General features: G+C 68.3%; 14 protein-coding genes and 1 tRNA gene. 10 read left to right on the top strand and 5 right to left on the bottom strand.

The features are described from left to right. Positions 1 to 10: 10 nt before the first annotated feature. The 4 genes from ABS88_RS07565 (at position 11) to ABS88_RS07550 (ending at position 5,841) form a co-directional block, all read left to right on the top strand. Positions 11 to 1,021 (top strand): DUF2891 domain-containing protein, encoded by a 1,011-nt coding sequence (locus tag ABS88_RS07565; RefSeq protein ID WP_076076680.1) that lies wholly within the window; start codon positions 11 to 13, stop codon positions 1,019 to 1,021. A gap of 92 nt (positions 1,022 to 1,113) precedes the next feature. Beyond that, on the top strand, positions 1,114 to 2,298 hold the full coding sequence (locus ABS88_RS07560) for a GGDEF domain-containing protein (RefSeq protein ID WP_158682271.1): 1,185 nt from the start codon (positions 1,114 to 1,116) through the stop codon (positions 2,296 to 2,298). A gap of 525 nt (positions 2,299 to 2,823) precedes the next feature. Continuing rightward, positions 2,824 to 5,499 carry an aconitate hydratase AcnA gene (gene acnA, locus ABS88_RS07555; RefSeq protein ID WP_286749532.1) on the top strand — a complete coding sequence of 892 codons (2,676 nt, stop codon included), beginning with the start codon at positions 2,824 to 2,826 and terminating at the stop codon, positions 5,497 to 5,499. A gap of 30 nt (positions 5,500 to 5,529) precedes the next feature. Next, a complete protein-coding gene (locus ABS88_RS07550) occupies positions 5,530 to 5,841 on the top strand; it encodes a hypothetical protein (RefSeq protein WP_076076686.1) in 312 nt (103 codons plus the stop codon). Between the two features lie 321 nt (positions 5,842 to 6,162). Here ABS88_RS07550 and ABS88_RS07545 read toward each other — a convergent pair whose 3' ends face one another. The 3 genes from ABS88_RS07545 to ABS88_RS07535 all read right to left on the bottom strand — a co-directional run bounded on the left by ABS88_RS07545 (position 6,163) and on the right by ABS88_RS07535 (position 8,814). Further along, complete coding sequence (locus ABS88_RS07545; protein ID WP_076076689.1) at positions 6,163 to 7,623, bottom strand: amidohydrolase family protein; 1,461 nt, start codon at positions 7,621 to 7,623, stop codon at positions 6,163 to 6,165. A gap of 67 nt (positions 7,624 to 7,690) precedes the next feature. Beyond that, positions 7,691 to 7,766: transfer RNA gene (locus ABS88_RS07540), tRNA-Val, on the bottom strand. Positions 7,767 to 7,821: 55 nt separating this feature from the next. Then, on the bottom strand, positions 7,822 to 8,814 hold the full coding sequence (locus ABS88_RS07535; RefSeq protein ID WP_076076692.1) for a winged helix DNA-binding protein: 993 nt from the start codon (positions 8,812 to 8,814) through the stop codon (positions 7,822 to 7,824). Between the two features lie 234 nt (positions 8,815 to 9,048). Here ABS88_RS07535 and ABS88_RS07530 point away from each other — a divergent pair, with 234 nt between their 5' ends. The 6 genes from ABS88_RS07530 (at position 9,049) to ABS88_RS07505 (ending at position 12,807) form a co-directional block, all read left to right on the top strand. After that, positions 9,049 to 9,606 carry a thermonuclease family protein gene (locus tag ABS88_RS07530; protein ID WP_104959836.1) on the top strand — a complete coding sequence of 186 codons (558 nt, stop codon included), beginning with the start codon at positions 9,049 to 9,051 and terminating at the stop codon, positions 9,604 to 9,606. A gap of 109 nt (positions 9,607 to 9,715) precedes the next feature. After that, complete coding sequence (crcB, locus tag ABS88_RS07525; RefSeq protein WP_104960369.1) at positions 9,716 to 10,093, top strand: fluoride efflux transporter CrcB; 378 nt, start codon at positions 9,716 to 9,718, stop codon at positions 10,091 to 10,093. Next, complete coding sequence (locus ABS88_RS07520; protein WP_104959837.1) at positions 10,090 to 11,241, top strand: RluA family pseudouridine synthase; 1,152 nt, start codon at positions 10,090 to 10,092, stop codon at positions 11,239 to 11,241. Before crcB ends, ABS88_RS07520 begins: the two co-directional genes overlap by 4 nt. Further along, the gene (locus ABS88_RS07515; RefSeq protein ID WP_076076703.1) at positions 11,241 to 11,864 is read left to right on the top strand and encodes an FMN-binding negative transcriptional regulator; all 624 of its coding nucleotides are present in this window, start codon (positions 11,241 to 11,243) and stop codon (positions 11,862 to 11,864) included. The genes ABS88_RS07520 and ABS88_RS07515 overlap by 1 nt, the downstream gene beginning before the upstream one ends. Beyond that, the gene (locus ABS88_RS07510; RefSeq protein ID WP_067111470.1) at positions 11,861 to 12,097 is read left to right on the top strand and encodes a hypothetical protein; all 237 of its coding nucleotides are present in this window, start codon (positions 11,861 to 11,863) and stop codon (positions 12,095 to 12,097) included. Before ABS88_RS07515 ends, ABS88_RS07510 begins: the two co-directional genes overlap by 4 nt. Beyond that, positions 12,094 to 12,807 carry an ATP12 family chaperone protein gene (locus ABS88_RS07505; protein WP_104959838.1) on the top strand — a complete coding sequence of 238 codons (714 nt, stop codon included), beginning with the start codon at positions 12,094 to 12,096 and terminating at the stop codon, positions 12,805 to 12,807. Before ABS88_RS07510 ends, ABS88_RS07505 begins: the two co-directional genes overlap by 4 nt. Positions 12,808 to 12,891: 84 nt before the next feature. On the opposite strand, the gene ABS88_RS07500 is transcribed toward ABS88_RS07505, so the two are convergent. Continuing rightward, positions 12,892 to 13,752, bottom strand: a complete 861-nt coding sequence (locus ABS88_RS07500; protein ID WP_104959839.1) for an OST-HTH/LOTUS domain-containing protein — start codon at positions 13,750 to 13,752, stop codon at positions 12,892 to 12,894. A gap of 184 nt (positions 13,753 to 13,936) precedes the next feature. Continuing rightward, complete coding sequence (locus ABS88_RS07495; protein ID WP_076076705.1) at positions 13,937 to 14,740, bottom strand: crotonase/enoyl-CoA hydratase family protein; 804 nt, start codon at positions 14,738 to 14,740, stop codon at positions 13,937 to 13,939. Positions 14,741 to 14,753: the final 13 nt, after the last annotated feature.

Genomic DNA, 14,753 nt, shown 5'->3' with positions numbered 1-14,753 from the left:
GACGGAACCCATGCACCTTTCCCCCGAACACGCCACCCGCTTCGCGACCGCGACGCTGTCGCATCTCGGCCGCGAATATCCCTACAAGATGGATCTCGTCATGGCGGGGCCGGAGGATGCAAAGCCGCCGCGCGATCATCACCCGATCTTCCACGGCAGTTTCGACTGGCACAGCTGCGTCCACGGCTGGTGGCAGGTCCTTCGCCTCGCGCGGCGCTTTCCCGACCTGCCCGTCGCCGCCGCCATCCGCGCGCGCGCCGACGCGATGCTGGTGCCCGGCAAGGTGGCGGGCGAACTCGCCTTCCTCGACCGCCCGACCGCGACCGGGTTCGAGCGCCCCTATGGCTGGGCATGGCTGCTCGCGCTCCACGCCGAGGCGGCGGCGCACGATGCCCCCTGGGCCGCGGCGCTCGAACCGCTCGCGGCCGCTTTCGCCGCGCGTTTCCATGCCTTCCTGCCCAAGCTGACTTATCCCTTGCGCGTCGGGACGCATTTCAACATCGCCTTCGCGCTGCTGCTCGCGCGCCATTGGGCGGGCCCGCGCGATCCGGCGCTGGTCGCGCTGATCGACGCCCGCGCGCAGGACTGGTTCGGCGGCGATGCCGATTGCCAGGCGTGGGAGCCGGGCGGCGACGAGTTCCTCTCGTCCGCGCTGACCGAGGCGCATCTGATGGCGGTCGTGCGCGGCGCCCGATTCGCCGACTGGTTCGACGCCTTCCTGCCGCGCGCCGCGCAACGGACGCCCGCGACGCTTTTCACCCCCGCGACGGTGTCCGACCGCAGCGACGGCAAGATCGCCCATCTCGACGGCCTCAACCTCAGCCGCGCCTGGTGCTGGCGCGCGATCGCCGCCGCGCTTCCGGCCGGCCACCCGGTCGTCGCGGAGGCCGAGGCGAGCGCGCTGCGCCACCTCGACGCCGCGCTGCCGCACGTCACCGGCGATTATATGGGCGAGCACTGGCTGGCGAGCTTCGCACTCCTCGCGCTCGACGGGCTGGCGGACAGAGAAGACCGCTCCTAACCGTTACATACTCTCGCCGGGCTGCATCGCACCGTAACGACTTGTTATCCATGGCCTCGCTATGGTCTCCTCCGGTCACGCAGGAAGCCGATTTGACGGGACAGCTCTTCATATCCTTGCTCAATCCGGGCATCGGCCTGCTGTTCGCCGGCGCCTTCTTCCTGATGTGGCTGAACCGGCGCGAGCGTTATATCGCTTATGCCGCCGCGGCCTATGTCGCGACCGCCTGCGCCTTCCTGATCCAGGACCTCGCGCCGGTGCTGCCGATGGAATTGCAGCGGCTGCCCGCCAATGCCGGATTCCTGCTGACCGGCGTGCTGTTCGCGGCCGCGATCATCCAGCGTTACGGCCTGCCGGTGCCCTGGCGCGCGATGGCGCTCACCGCGGCGGCCTCGCTGGCGGTCTTCGTCTGGTTCCTGCTCGGCCGGCCGAGCATCGGCGGGCGCATCTATTCGATCAGCCTCGGCACCGGCATCGTCGCGCTGATGGTCGTGCGGGCCTTGTGGCCGATCGACAAGCCGCACCTGATCGACCGGCTGCTGTTCTGGGTGGCCGCGCTCTGCGCCGCCAACCTGATCGTGCGGCCGATCGTCATCCTGACCTTCAGCGGCGGCTTCGCCGATTACGACGGCTTCCAGCAGTCGGTCTATTGGACGACGGTCCAGTTCAGCCAGGCGATGGTATCGGTCATGGCGGCGATCAGCCTGATGGTCGCGGTCGCGGTCGACATGCTGGCCGAATTGCGGGCAGAGGCGCAGGCCGACCCGCTCTCGGGCCTGCTCAACCGCCGCGGGTTCGAGGCGACGGCGACCGCCGCGCTGCGCCGCTGCGACGGCGACGGACGCATCGCGGCGCTGCTGATCGCCGACCTCGACCATTTCAAGCGGGTCAACGACCGCTACGGCCATGCGGTCGGCGACGCGATCATCACCGCCTTCGGCGAAATCATGCGGCGCGAAGGGCCGGCCGACATGATCGCGGGGCGGATCGGCGGAGAGGAATTCGCGGTGCTGATCCCCGGCGCGGGGATCACGGCGGCACGGCAACTGGCCGAGGCTATCCGTGCGGGCCTGTCCGCCACCTGCGCCGGACGCATCCCGCCCGCGCTGACCCCCACCGCCAGCTTCGGCCTTGCCGCGAGCACGCCCGGCGCCGGCCTGTCGGCGCTGCTGCGCCAGGCCGACCAGGCGCTTTACGACGCGAAGCGCGCGGGCCGCGACCGCGTGCGCGCCTTCGCGGCGCCGGCCCCCGCACCGCCCCTGTCCGCCAGCGCCTAGAGCATGATGACATGCGTTGGAATCGTTACCCGCGAGGAACGAAGCGACGCGGCAATCCAGAGTGTGCGCAAACCGCTCTGGATTGCTTCCCCCGGATCAGGTCGGCAATTATCCCTTTTCGACAATGAAATGTTCCCCGGCGAAAGCCGGGGTCCAGATGGCACAGGGCTGCCCCGCGTGGACCCCGGCTTTCGCCGGGGAACAGCTCCCTACTTGCCTGAAGGGTATATATCCCGATCAGGTCCGGGGTCGCAATGACGAAGCGGGTCAATCCAAAATCATCAGAGTCCAGGGCCCTCGGGCCCGCCTCGCCTTCCCGTAAGCTGCGGCCCGGATTCGACGCGCACCTCGCCAGCCGCGAGCCCCCGACGCGGTTGCAGGCCGCCCGCCCCCCTTGCATTTCCTGCCCCCCGGCGTAAGGCGGCGCGGACATAAACCCGCGCGCGCGACTCCCGTTGGCCCCGCTCTCCCGGATCGGGCTTCGGCCGTCATTCCCCGCCGCGCCAATTTGGGGACTGCAAGCCTATGACCACCACCGGCCACGATACGCTGGGCACCCGTTCGACGCTCGATGTCGGGGGCAAGACGTACGCTTATTATTCGCTCGACAAGGCGGCGGCGAAACTGGGCGACGTGTCGCGCCTGCCCTTCTCGATGAAGGTGCTGCTCGAAAACCTCCTCCGTTTCGAGGACGGCGGCTTCACCGTGTCGACCGACGACGTCCAGGCGATCGTCGACTGGCAGTCGAACCCCGTGTCGGCGCGCGAGATCCAGTATCGCCCGGCGCGCGTGCTGCTTCAGGACTTCACCGGCGTCCCCTGCGTCGTCGACCTTGCCGCGATGCGCGATGCGATCGCCAGGCTCGGCGGCGACACGTCGAAGATCAACCCGCTGGTTCCCGTCCACCTCGTCATCGACCACTCTGTGATGGTCGACGAGTTCGGCCACCCCAAGGCGTTCGAGCAGAATGTCGAGATCGAATATTACCGCAACGGCGAGCGCTACGACTTCCTGAAATGGGGGTCGAAGAGCCTCGACAATTTCAAGGCCGTGCCGCCGGGCACCGGCATCTGCCACCAGGTCAACCTTGAACACATCGCGCAGGCCGTGTGGTCGAGCGAGGGCGCGGACGGCCAAATCGTCGCCTATCCCGACACCTGCGTCGGCACCGACAGCCACACGACGATGATCAACGGCCTGGGCGTGCTCGGCTGGGGCGTCGGCGGGATCGAGGCGGAGGCCGCGATGCTGGGCCAGCCCGTTTCCATGCTGATCCCCGAAGTCGTCGGCTTCAAGCTCACCGGGCGGCTCAAGGAAGGCGTCACTGCGACCGACCTCGTGCTCACCGCGACGCAGATGCTGCGCGCCAAGGGCGTCGTCGGGCGCTTCGTCGAATATTTCGGCCCCGGGCTCGACAGCCTCAGCCTCGCCGACCGCGCGACGCTCGCCAACATGGCGCCCGAATATGGCGCGACCTGCGGCTTCTTCGGCATCGACGAAAAGACGATCGACTATATGCGGCTGACCGGCCGCAGCGAAGAGAATATCGCGCTGGTCGAAGCCTATGCGAAGGCGCAGGGCCTGTGGCGCCACGCCGGCATGCCCGACCCCGTGTTCACCGACACGCTCGAACTCGACATGGCGACCGTCGTCCCCAGCCTCGCCGGGCCGAAGCGCCCGCAGGACAAGGTCGTGCTGACCGAGGTCGACGACGTGTTCAACGCCGACCTCGCCAATGTCTACAAGCATGACGGCGCGAAGCGCGTGCCGGTCGAGGGCCGCGATCACGACATCGGCGACGGCGACGTCGTCATCGCCGCGATCACCAGCTGCACCAACACCTCGAACCCCGGCGTGATGATCGCCGCCGGCCTCGTCGCCAAGAAGGCGAACGAGCGCGGCATGAAGCCGAAGCCGTGGGTCAAGACCAGCCTCGCGCCGGGATCGCAGGTGGTCACCGACTATCTCGCCAAGGCGGGCCTCCAGCCGCACCTCGACGCGATCGGCTACAACCTCGTCGGCTATGGCTGCACGACCTGCATCGGCAACTCGGGCCCGCTCGCCGAGCCGATCTCGGCCGCGATCAACGGCAACGACATCGTCGCCGCCTCGGTCCTGTCGGGCAACCGCAATTTCGAGGGCCGCGTGTCGCCCGACGTGCGCGCCAACTTCCTCGCCTCGCCGCCGCTCGTCGTCGCCTACGCGCTGAAGGGCACCGTCACCGAGGATTTCACGGGCACGCCGATCGGGCAGGACAAGGACGGCAACGACGTCTACCTCAAGGACATCTGGCCGACCAACCAGGAGGTCGCCGACACCATCGCCGGCGCGGTCGACCGCGGCATGTTCGAGGCGCGCTACGCCCATGTCTACAAGGGCGACGAGCATTGGCAGAAGATCCAGGTCGAAGGCAGCGACACCTATCAGTGGCGCGCCGGGTCGACCTATGTCGCCAACCCGCCCTATTTCGAGGGGATGGAGATGACGCCGGCGCCGGTCGCCGACATCGTCGACGCAAAGCCGCTCGCGATCCTGGGCGATTCGATCACCACCGACCACATCAGCCCGGCCGGGTCGATCAAGGCCGACAGCCCGGCGGGCAAATGGCTGATGGAGCATCAGGTCGCCAGGGCCGACTTCAACAGCTACGGCTCGCGCCGCGGCCATCACGAGGTGATGATGCGCGGCACCTTCGCCAACATCCGCATCCGCAACGAGATGGTGCCGGGGATCGAGGGCGGCATGTCGCGCTATGGGCAGGAAGTGATGCCCATCTATGACGCCGCGATGCGCCACAAGGCCGACGGCACCCCGCTCGTCGTCGTCGCGGGCAAGGAATATGGCACGGGTTCGTCGCGTGACTGGGCTGCGAAGGGCACCATCCTGCTCGGCGTGCGCGCGGTGATCGCCGAAAGCTTCGAGCGTATCCACCGCTCGAACCTCGTCGGCATGGGCGTGCTGCCGCTCCAGTTGCAGGACGGCCAGACGCGCGAGACGCTGGCGCTGACGGGCGACGACAGCTTCACCATCACCGGCGTCGCCGACCTGAAGCCGCGCCAGACGGTGACAGTGCAGGTAACGCGCCCCGACGGGTCGACCTTCAGCTTCGACACGCTCTGCCGCATCGATACGGCGAACGAGGTCGAATATTATATGAACGGCGGCATCCTGCACTATGTGCTGCGCAAGCTCGCCGCCTGACCCGCGAGCGGGAGGCCCGGGGGCGAAGCGGTGAGCGCCTTGCTCCTCTTCGCCGCGGGCTTCCTGTGCGGCGCGGCGCTGACATGGATGCTGCGCCGCAAGGCCGGACGCGGCGCGCGCGACCTGATCGCGCCGCCGCCGGCACCGCGACCCACCGGGCGGCCGGTCTCCGTTTCCAGCGCGCCCGTACCCACGGGCAGCGATGAAGAGGCGGTCGTCGAACTGCTGCGCCAGAATCGCAAGAAAGAGGCGATAAAGCTGTGGCGCGAAGTCACCGGGCTGGGACTGGCCGAAAGCAAGGCGGCCGTCGAAGCTCTCGAACGCCGACGGCTGCTCCGCTGACTCACGACCGCTTCGCGAGCCGCGAGCCGGGATCTACACCGTCAAAGTGCAATCTTTTTTGAACGAAACGTCTTCCCCGCGAAGGGGGACCCAGAGCGTCATGGCGCCGGCCCGGGCGACCATCCCGACGCGCCGAGCGTCAGAACGTTATGACATCGACTGGATTCGTCATTGCGAGCGGCGAAGCCGCGCGGCAATCCAGAGCGCACGCAGACCGCCCTGGATTGCTTCGCTCCGCTCGCAATGACGAAGTGGGGCAATCCAAAGTCATCGTGCTCCAAATCCAGCCCATATCCCGTTCCAGATCGTAGGCGCGCCGCCCTATTCGCTCGCGCTGTCCTCCGCGTTCCACGCCGCGACCTTGGCGCGCGTGTCGGCCAGCATCGCATCGAGTGCGGCGCGGTCATAAGTCTTGCCGCGCATCACCACCGTGTCGATCGCCTTCGTCGCGGCGATATCCTCCAGCGGGTTGCGTTGCAGCAGCACCAGGTCGGCGGCCATCCCCGGCCGGATCGCGCCATAGCGGTCGAGCTGGCCGAACCACGCCGGCCCGGCGCGCGTCGCGGAGGCGAGTGCCTGCGCCGGGGTCAGCCCCTTTTCGACGAACAGCGCGATCTCGTCGTGCAGCGCGAAGGCGGGATAGTTGAAGCTGTTGAGGAATCCCGCGTCGGTTCCGGCGATGATCGTGACGCCGGCCTGCTGCAGCATCGGCAATATCCGCGCCATCGCGTCGATATGCGCGTGGCGCGCCGCGATCGCCTCGGGGCTGGCCTTGGCCGCGCGCTCGATGCGCCAGTCATAGGTCTTGCGCAGCTTCGGCCCGATATAGGCGAGCCCTTCGTCCTTGCTGTGGTCGTCGCGGTCGAGGAAGGCGAGGATGCGGCTGCCGTTCAGCGTCGGGGTGACGAACACGCCCTTTTCGGCAAAATGGCGATAGGCCGCCATCGCGGTCGCGGGATCGAACGCCGCGTCGAGCCGGCGGCTCGCCTCGGCACGGTCGATGCGGCCCGCCGCGAAATCGGCGGCGACCGCCGCTTCGTCGCTCGCCCCGGCGTGATAGGCATAGTCGAGATGCTCGATCGAACTGATCCCGGCATCGACCGCCTGCCGGGTGGTCAGCGCCATCGGGATATGCCCCGACGTCCGGATTCCGCGCGCCTTCGCCTGCCGCAGCGCATAAAGGAACAGGTCGGGTTTCAGCGTGCTGTCGGTGATCTTGACGAAATCGACCTTGTCGCGCTGTTGCAGCCGGGTCAGCGCCGCATCGACGTCAGCTTCGCTGCCGACCTCGATCGTTCCCTTCCACACCGGCGCGATCCCCTCGATCTTCGCGCCGGAGGTCAGCAGGCGCGGCCCGAACAGGCTGCCGCTCGCAATCTCGCTGCGCCATCCGAGCACTTCGTCGGGCAGGTCGCCCGAACAGTCGCGGATCGTCGTGATGCCGTTCGCGACATAAAGCGGAAGAAGCGCCTTGTTCTCCTCGATCAGTTCGGGCCCCCCGCCGAAATGGACGTGCATGTCCCAAAGGCCGGGGATCAGATAGAGACCCTTGCCCTCGACGACCTTGGCCGCGCGCCAGTCGCGCGCGATCGCGGCATCGGCGCCGACGGCGACGATGTCGGCGCCGCGCAGCACCACCGCCTGATCGGCCTGCGTCTTCGCCGCCTCGACATCGACGAGGTTCACATGGCGGATGACGACATCGCCCTGCTGCGGCGCCGCGAGCGCGGGCGCGGCCAAAGCGAGCAGCGAGGATGCCAGAGCGGCGGCGAGACGTTTCATGCGGGGGACCTCTTTTTGGACAGGTGATTCACCTAGCCCCGAAAGGGCAGTCTCAACAAGGCGGATATGGTGGGCGCTGACGGGCTCGAACCGCCGACCCTCTCGGTGTAAACGAGATGCTCTACCAACTGAGCTAAGCGCCCCCTGCGGGGAGCGGGCGCCCTGCCACAGCTTCGCCGCACTGGCAAGCCGCCCCGCCTATTCCTCCAGCGCCTCGAAATAGCGCGTCATCGCATCGGCCGCGCCGTCGGCGAGCGCGATGAAGATCCGGCGTCCGTCGTTGGGGTCGGCTTCGCGCACGAACAGGCCGGCGTCGGTCATCGTCTTGATCCAGCGCAGTGCGGTCGTCGCGGGGACCGCGGCGGCGATGCACAGGCTCGATACCGAAACGGGCCGCCGCTCGAGCCGCGCGGCATAAAGATCGAGCAGCATGTCCCACGCCGGATCGGCGAACAGGTCGGCCGGGAAATATTGCTCGCGTATCCGCCGCTGCCGCAGGAGGCGGCGCACCGCCTTGGCGCGCTGGCGATCGGTCGCCCGATCCTCGGGCACGAAGCTGCGTGGCGTGACGACATAGTCGCGCCCGGGCGACCGCAGCGACACCGCGCGGCCGGGGTCGTCGGACGGCGGCATCGCCAGCCCGCCGGGTCCCCCCGCCAGCCCGCGCTGTCCGGCAAGGTCGCCGAGCAGGCGCGAGATGCGCGCCACCTCTTCCTGCAAGCGATCGATGCGCTCCATCGCTTCGTCGCGCGCGACGTCGTGCACGGCAAATGCCGCGCCGGGGCTGGCGGCGGCAAGCGCGACCAGCCGGTCGGCGGCATCGGCCTCGACCAGCCATTCGGCGCGCACCGCGGGCGGGATCGCCGCCGCGACGCGGTCGAGCGCCGCCAGCCCGGTCTCGCACACCAGCCGGCAATCGCGTTCGATCACCGCGGCGGCGATGTCGGCAAGCGATGGCTCGTCGATCGCGTCGGCGTCGGCCAGCCAGACGATGTCGACCGCGATCATCGCGCGGATATGCGCCGCCGCGTCGGACGGGGCGAGCGCCGCGACCAGCCGGACCCCCGCCCGCGCATAGTCCGGCACCGCTTCCGCCGGGCCGACGAACAGCAAGCGCGTCGCCGGTCCAAGGTTCGCCCGATCCGGCGATGGCACGGTCTCCGCCGGTCGAAATGCGATCGCCTGTTCCATGGCCCCACCCTTTCCCTGTTTTCTACCCATCCCGGTGCCCTTATGCCGTCATAGCGGCGATATTCCCCTTTTGTTCGCTCGCATCTGCCGCCATTTCGGACCCTGCCGCGGACTCGCCGCGGTGCGCGGGCAAGTCGGCAGGCGAATTTGGTCCATTTTGGACATGATTTGTTCTCAACGTCAATCCCTGATTCACCCTTGCAACGCCGGCCTCGCCGCTCCACCGCGAGCGCGATGCGCCGTTCCTCTCCCCTCACCCGCCTGCGCTGGCGCCGGCGGCTGCGTGCGCTGGTCGCCCTGCTGCTGCTCGCCGGGCTGGCGGTCGCGGCATGGCTGGGAAGCCCGGCGCCGGTGGCGGTGGTCCCGCTCGTCCACGTCATCGACGGCGACAGCCTGACGGCGCGGCAGGATGGCCGCGCCCTGACCATCCGGCTCGTCGGCATCGACGCGGTCGAATATCGGCAGGACTGCGAACGCGCCGACGGCACGCGCTGGCCGTGCGGGGTCGAGGCGCGCGCGGCGCTCGAACGTCTCGCCGGGCGTGGGCCCCTCCATTGCACGCTCGAAGGCACGGACCGTTATCGCCGAACGCTCGCGGCCTGCCGGACCGCTCCTGGTCCCGCGGGGTCCGACCTCGGCGCCGCGCTGGTACGTCAGGGCTGGGCGATCGCGACCGACGACCGCTATTTCGTCGAGGAAGCCGAAGCGCGCGCAAAGCGACGCGGCATCTGGCAGGGGCGCTTCGTCCGGCCCGCCGACTGGCGCGGGGCGCACCAGCGGCCGAAAGAATAGCCGCCGAAACCGGCACCGCGGCGCCACGGGCCCGACCGGCATCGACAGCGCGTCCCGAATGGCCATCGCCCGCTTTCCGCCGCGCGCTTTTGCCGCTAGGGACGAGCGCATGAACGGACTTTTCCCAGTCATGGTCGGCGGCGCGATCGGCGCGGGGGCGCGGCATCTGGTCGGCCAGATCATGCTCGCGCGGCTCGGCCCCGGCTTCCCGTGGTGGACGCTGTCGATCAACATCGCGGGCAGCCTGCTGATGGGCCTGCTGATCGGCTGGCTCGCGCGCAGCGGCGGCAGCGAGACGACGCGGCTGTTCCTGGGCGTCGGCATTCTCGGCGGCTTCACCACCTTTTCTTCGTTCAGCCTCGAATTCTGGCTGCTGTTCGAACGCGGAGCGATGGCGCAGGCGGCCGCCTACGTCCTCTCGTCGGTCGTCGTCGGCATCGCGGTATGCGGGCTGGGGATGCTCGCGATGCGGCAGTTTCCGGCATGAGCGGCGACAGCGCCACCGTCGGGGAAGAGGATGACGGCATCCGGCTCGACCGCTGGTTCAAGCGGCACCGGCCGGGCACGCCGCACGCGCTGATTGCGCGCTGGGCGCGGTCGGGCGAACTGACGCTCGACGGAAAGAAAGCGGACGTCTCCGCCCGGATCGAGGCGGGGCAGCGGATCGCGATGCCCGTTCCCCCCGCCGCCCCCACCGGACCGCGTCCGCGCAAGGACCGGCCGCTGTCCCCCGCCGACGTCGCGCTGGCCGAAGCGATGGTGATCCACCGCGATGCGAGCGCGTTCGTGCTCGACAAGCCGCCGGGGCTTGCGACGCAGGGCGGGACGAAGACCGACGCGCATGTCGACGGGCTGCTCGGCGCGTTGCAGGGCGAGGCGCCGGTGCGGCCGAAGCTCGTCCACCGGCTCGACAAGGACACGTCGGGCGCGCTGCTCGTCGCGCGCACCCCGCGCGCCGCCGCATGGTTCGCCAAGGCCTTCTCGAACCGCAGCGCGCGCAAGACCTATTGGGCGATCGTCGTCGGCGTCCCCGACATCGCGCAGGGGGAAATCGATCTGCCGCTGGCGAAGCAGCCCGGATCGGGCGGCGAGAAGATGCATGTCGACGACAAGGGGCTGCCTTCGAAATCGCGCTATCGCATCATCGAGCGCGCGGGGAACAGCGCGGCGTGGGTCGAACTCCAGCCGCTGACCGGCCGCACCCATCAGCTTCGCGTCCATATGGCGGCGATCGGCCACCCGATCGTCGGCGACGGCAAATATGGCGGCAAGGCGGCTTTCCTGACCGGCACGATCAGCCGCAAGCTGCACCTGCACAGCCGCCGCCTGCGCATCGACCATCCCGACGGCGGCGCGCTCGACATCTCGGCGCCGGTGCCCGAACATTTCGCTGCGAGCCTCGACGCGCTGGGCTTCGACCCGCTGCTCGGCGACGCATTGGCCGAGGAGGCGCCCCGGCCTTCGGCGAAGACCGTGCAGAAGACGAAGGCCAAGGCGCACGCCAAGCAAGTGCGCAAGGCAAGGCGCGGCGAGCGGCGCGGCCGCGCCGAAGCCAAGGCGAAGCCCAAGGCCCCGGCGAAACGCGGCCCCGCGAAACCCGGCGGCCGCAAGCCCGCGCCCCGGAAACCGCGCTGATGCATCCCGACCCCGCCTTCCGGCCGCGGCAGGACGACCTCGCCGCGCTGCTGGTGCGCGAGATCGGCTTCGCCGCCATCTTCGCGGGCACGCCCGACGGCCCGCGCGTCGCGCACGCGCCGGTGGTGCTGAGCGCGGATGCGGCGACGCTGCAATTCCATCTGTCGCGCGGCAACGGGCTGACCCGGCATCTCGCCGGGGCGACGGCGCTTGCGGTCGTGCAGGGCCCCGACGCCTATGTCAGCGCGGGCTGGTATGCCGAGGAAGCGCACGCGGTGCCGACGTGGAATTATGTCGCGGTCGAGATGGAAGGCCCGGCGCGCCGGCTCGACGAGGCCGAACTGGTGGCGCAGCTCGACGCGCTGTCGGCGCAGCACGAGGCGCGGATCGGAGCGAATCCGCCGTGGACGCGCGACAAGATGGACCCGAATTATTTCGCGAAACTGACCGGTGCGATCATCGGCTTCGAGATGCGGATCGCCGCATGGCGCCCGACGATCAAGCTGTCGCAGAACAAGCCGGCCGACGAACGCGCGCGGATCGCGACGGCGATCGAGGCGACCGGCCATGGCGCGCTGGCGCATTTGATGCGCGAGCTTGGCGGCGATAGGAAAAGCGCATGACCCGACCCGAAGACGCCCTGGCGAAGAAACGCTTTTTCGCGCTGTCCAGCATGCGACTTGTGGGCGCGCTGCTCATCCTCGCGGGCTTCCTGCTCATCCGCGGCGTATGGGCGCTCGCCGGCCAGCCCGCCGACCGCTGGGTCGGCGCCGCCGTGGTGCTGATCGGCTTGTTCGATTTCGCGATCATGCCGCGCATTCTCGCGCGCCGCTGGCGGACGCCGCCCGGGCCGTGAAGCGCTTCTGGAAGCAGGCCGAGGCTGTCCCGCAGGACGGCGGCTGGGGCGTCGCGCTCGACGGGCGGCCGGTGCGCACCCCGGCGCGTGCGCCGCTCGCCGTCGCGGGCCGCGCGCTGGCCGAGGCGATCGCCGCCGAGTGGGACGCGCAGGGCGAGGATATCGACCCGGCGTCGATGCCGCTGACAGGCATCGCCAACGCCGCGATCGACCTCGCCACCGCCGACCCCGCCGGCTTCGCGGCGCCGATCGCCGCCTATGCCGCGAGCGACCTCTTCTGCTACCGCGACGACCGCGACGCGGCGCTGCAGGCCGAACAGGCGGCGGCGTGGAACCCGCTGCTCGCCTGGGCCGAGCAGCGCCACGGGATCGAATTCGCGCTCGCGCAGGGGGTGCTGCCGGTCGATCAGCCGCCCGCGACGGTCGCGGCGCTGCGCGATGCGGTGCAGGGCCTCGATCCCTTCCGCCTCGCGCCGCTCGCGCCGCTCGTCACCATCGGCGGGTCGCTCGTCGCCGGGCTCGCGCTGGTCGAGGATGCCTTTCCGGCGGACGCGCTGTGGACGGCGGTCAGCCTCGACGAACTCTATCAGGAACGCCGCTGGGGCGCCGATACCGAAGCGCGGAAGACGCGTGCGCGCCGCGAGGCCGACTGGCACCACGCGGCGCGGTTTTTGAGTTTGCTCGGATCCGAGACGTGTGTTGCATCGTAAAGTTAGAAGTGATGGACCGGATTTATGCGGCTAACATAGAAATTTCTTCTGCCTTGCATAGCAATCAGCAGGATCCCAAACCTGTTAATGTGACATCGAAGGACTTTCCTTTTCCCGATAGCGAGCAGAACGCTGCCCATCTTCTTCGAAATATCGAATCTCGAATACTCGCGACTCATGCACGACCTGCCGCCAGCTGCTGCATCCATATTTCCCGGGTAGTTGCTCTGGAAACCGCTCGGCAATCCATCTTCCGGCATCGGCGACGGATGCCCATCCGTCGATGGCCAACTCACCGGCCGCTTCCCGCAACGCATCCACGATAGCTGTGGCAGACCAATCCACTTTGCCATCCGGGGCAATGCCATTGATGACACAATCGCGAAATTCATCCGACTGGACAAACTCCGCGGCCAGACGCCGACATTGTTCCATATCTTCAGCCCATCCGCGGAGATGTTCGAAACGTTCGTCGATGCGGCTATAGGCGGCAACCAAGGCGTCGTGAGCGCCATGACATCCATCCAAGCTCCAAAGGTCGTGCTGGTCGATGAAGTTGTGAACCAAGCCGTTCCGCAGACTTACCAGTTCGACGAGCTCATTTTTTGTCCGGGCGAAATCCTCGTCCGAAAAAACGAGACGCATCCGGACGCTGAACGAGTCAATGTCCTGCGCAGCATTGTTCGCGCCGATTGCATCGGTGACAATATACGACCCGAGGAGGTCGTCAACCAAGACACCGAGCGTTTTTCTCGCGGTGTCGTCCACCCGCGCCGCTCGGACCTTCTCCAACCCCAGCTGGCAGGCAGGCCCCGAGATTTCGTGATGTGCGACGATGGCTTTAATCAGGCGCTCATACTGCTGGAGTCGAAGCAAACATCGGCCCAGCAATCTCTGCACTTCGCGCTGACGCGTTTGCAGCGCGTCATCCGATACCGCCATCATAGCGCAACCTGCTGTTCGGAATTGATGGAATTGCGATGACGAATTGCTTTACTCCCAAACCGCCGCGCTATCGTCCCGGCTCCATTCCGATGGATGTCTCGACTTCGACCAAAGACCGAAGTTTATGCTGAGCGCCTGCCAAGGCAGTCGAAGGGCCCGACACAAACCGAAATCAACCACCCATTCAATCCGCGAAGTTCGGCTTTCTTTTCTCCATATGCGCCATCACCGCCTCGATCTGGTTCGGGGTGCGGATGACCTTGATCTGTTCGTCGCTTTCGGCCTGCAATATCTCGGCATCGGTCGCGTCGGCGAGCATGTTGCACAGGCGCTTGGCGCCGCGGATCGCGTGCGGGTTCTTGCCCGCGATCACCCGCGCGAGGTCCATCGCCTTGCCCAGCGGGTCGTCGGCGACATGCGTCGCAAAACCCAGCAGCTTCGCCTCCGACCCGGTGAATTCGCGGTTGGTGTAGATCATCTCGCGCAGCACGTCGTCGGCAACCTGCGTACGCCACAGCGCCATTCCCGCGACGTCGGGGACGAGGCCCCAGCGCATCTCCATGATCGCGATGCGCGTGTCGGGATGGACGATGCGGATATCGGCCGCCGCCATGATCTGGCTGCCCGCGCCGAATGCGACGCCGTGCACCGCGGCGATCACCGGTACCGGCAATTCGCGCCAGCCCCACGCGGCATATTGCGCATTGTTCGACAGGCCGCGCGTGCGGTCGGACAGCGTGCCGCCCGCGCTGCTCGCCCCCGGATCGCGCTCGGCGCTGAGGCTCGAGAGGTCGAGCCCGGCGCAGAAGGCGCGCCCCTCGCCCGACAGCACGACGACGCGCAGTCCCTGCTTCGCCTTCAGCTCGTCGATCGCCTCGGCCAGCGCCGACCACATCGCGGCGTCGAGCGCGTTCATCTTGTCGGCGCGGATCAGCCGGACGTCGGCGATGCCGTCCTCCAGCATCGTGATGGAAATGCGGTCCTGCATCGGGAGAATCCTC

The sequence above is a fragment of the Sphingopyxis sp. SCN 67-31 genome, from assembly GCF_001725095.1.
This window is presented reverse-complemented; position numbering and strand designations above follow the sequence as displayed.

Coding starts and splice junctions, on each gene's coding strand:
- crcB (WP_104960369.1), top strand. CDS start 9,716: ATGAACGGACTTTTCCCAGTCATGGTCGGCGGCGCGATCGGCGCGGGG.
- acnA (WP_286749532.1), top strand. CDS start 2,824: ATGACCACCACCGGCCACGATACGCTGGGCACCCGTTCGACGCTCGAT.
- ABS88_RS07530 (WP_104959836.1), top strand. CDS start 9,049: ATGCGCCGTTCCTCTCCCCTCACCCGCCTGCGCTGGCGCCGGCGGCTG.
- ABS88_RS07565 (WP_076076680.1), top strand. CDS start 11: ATGCACCTTTCCCCCGAACACGCCACCCGCTTCGCGACCGCGACGCTG.
- ABS88_RS07535 (WP_076076692.1), bottom strand. CDS start 8,814: ATGGAACAGGCGATCGCATTTCGACCGGCGGAGACCGTGCCATCGCCG.
- ABS88_RS07510 (WP_067111470.1), top strand. CDS start 11,861: ATGACCCGACCCGAAGACGCCCTGGCGAAGAAACGCTTTTTCGCGCTG.
- ABS88_RS07495 (WP_076076705.1), bottom strand. CDS start 14,740: ATGCAGGACCGCATTTCCATCACGATGCTGGAGGACGGCATCGCCGAC.
- ABS88_RS07515 (WP_076076703.1), top strand. CDS start 11,241: ATGCATCCCGACCCCGCCTTCCGGCCGCGGCAGGACGACCTCGCCGCG.
- ABS88_RS07520 (WP_104959837.1), top strand. CDS start 10,090: ATGAGCGGCGACAGCGCCACCGTCGGGGAAGAGGATGACGGCATCCGG.
- ABS88_RS07545 (WP_076076689.1), bottom strand. CDS start 7,623: ATGAAACGTCTCGCCGCCGCTCTGGCATCCTCGCTGCTCGCTTTGGCC.
- ABS88_RS07500 (WP_104959839.1), bottom strand. CDS start 13,752: ATGATGGCGGTATCGGATGACGCGCTGCAAACGCGTCAGCGCGAAGTG.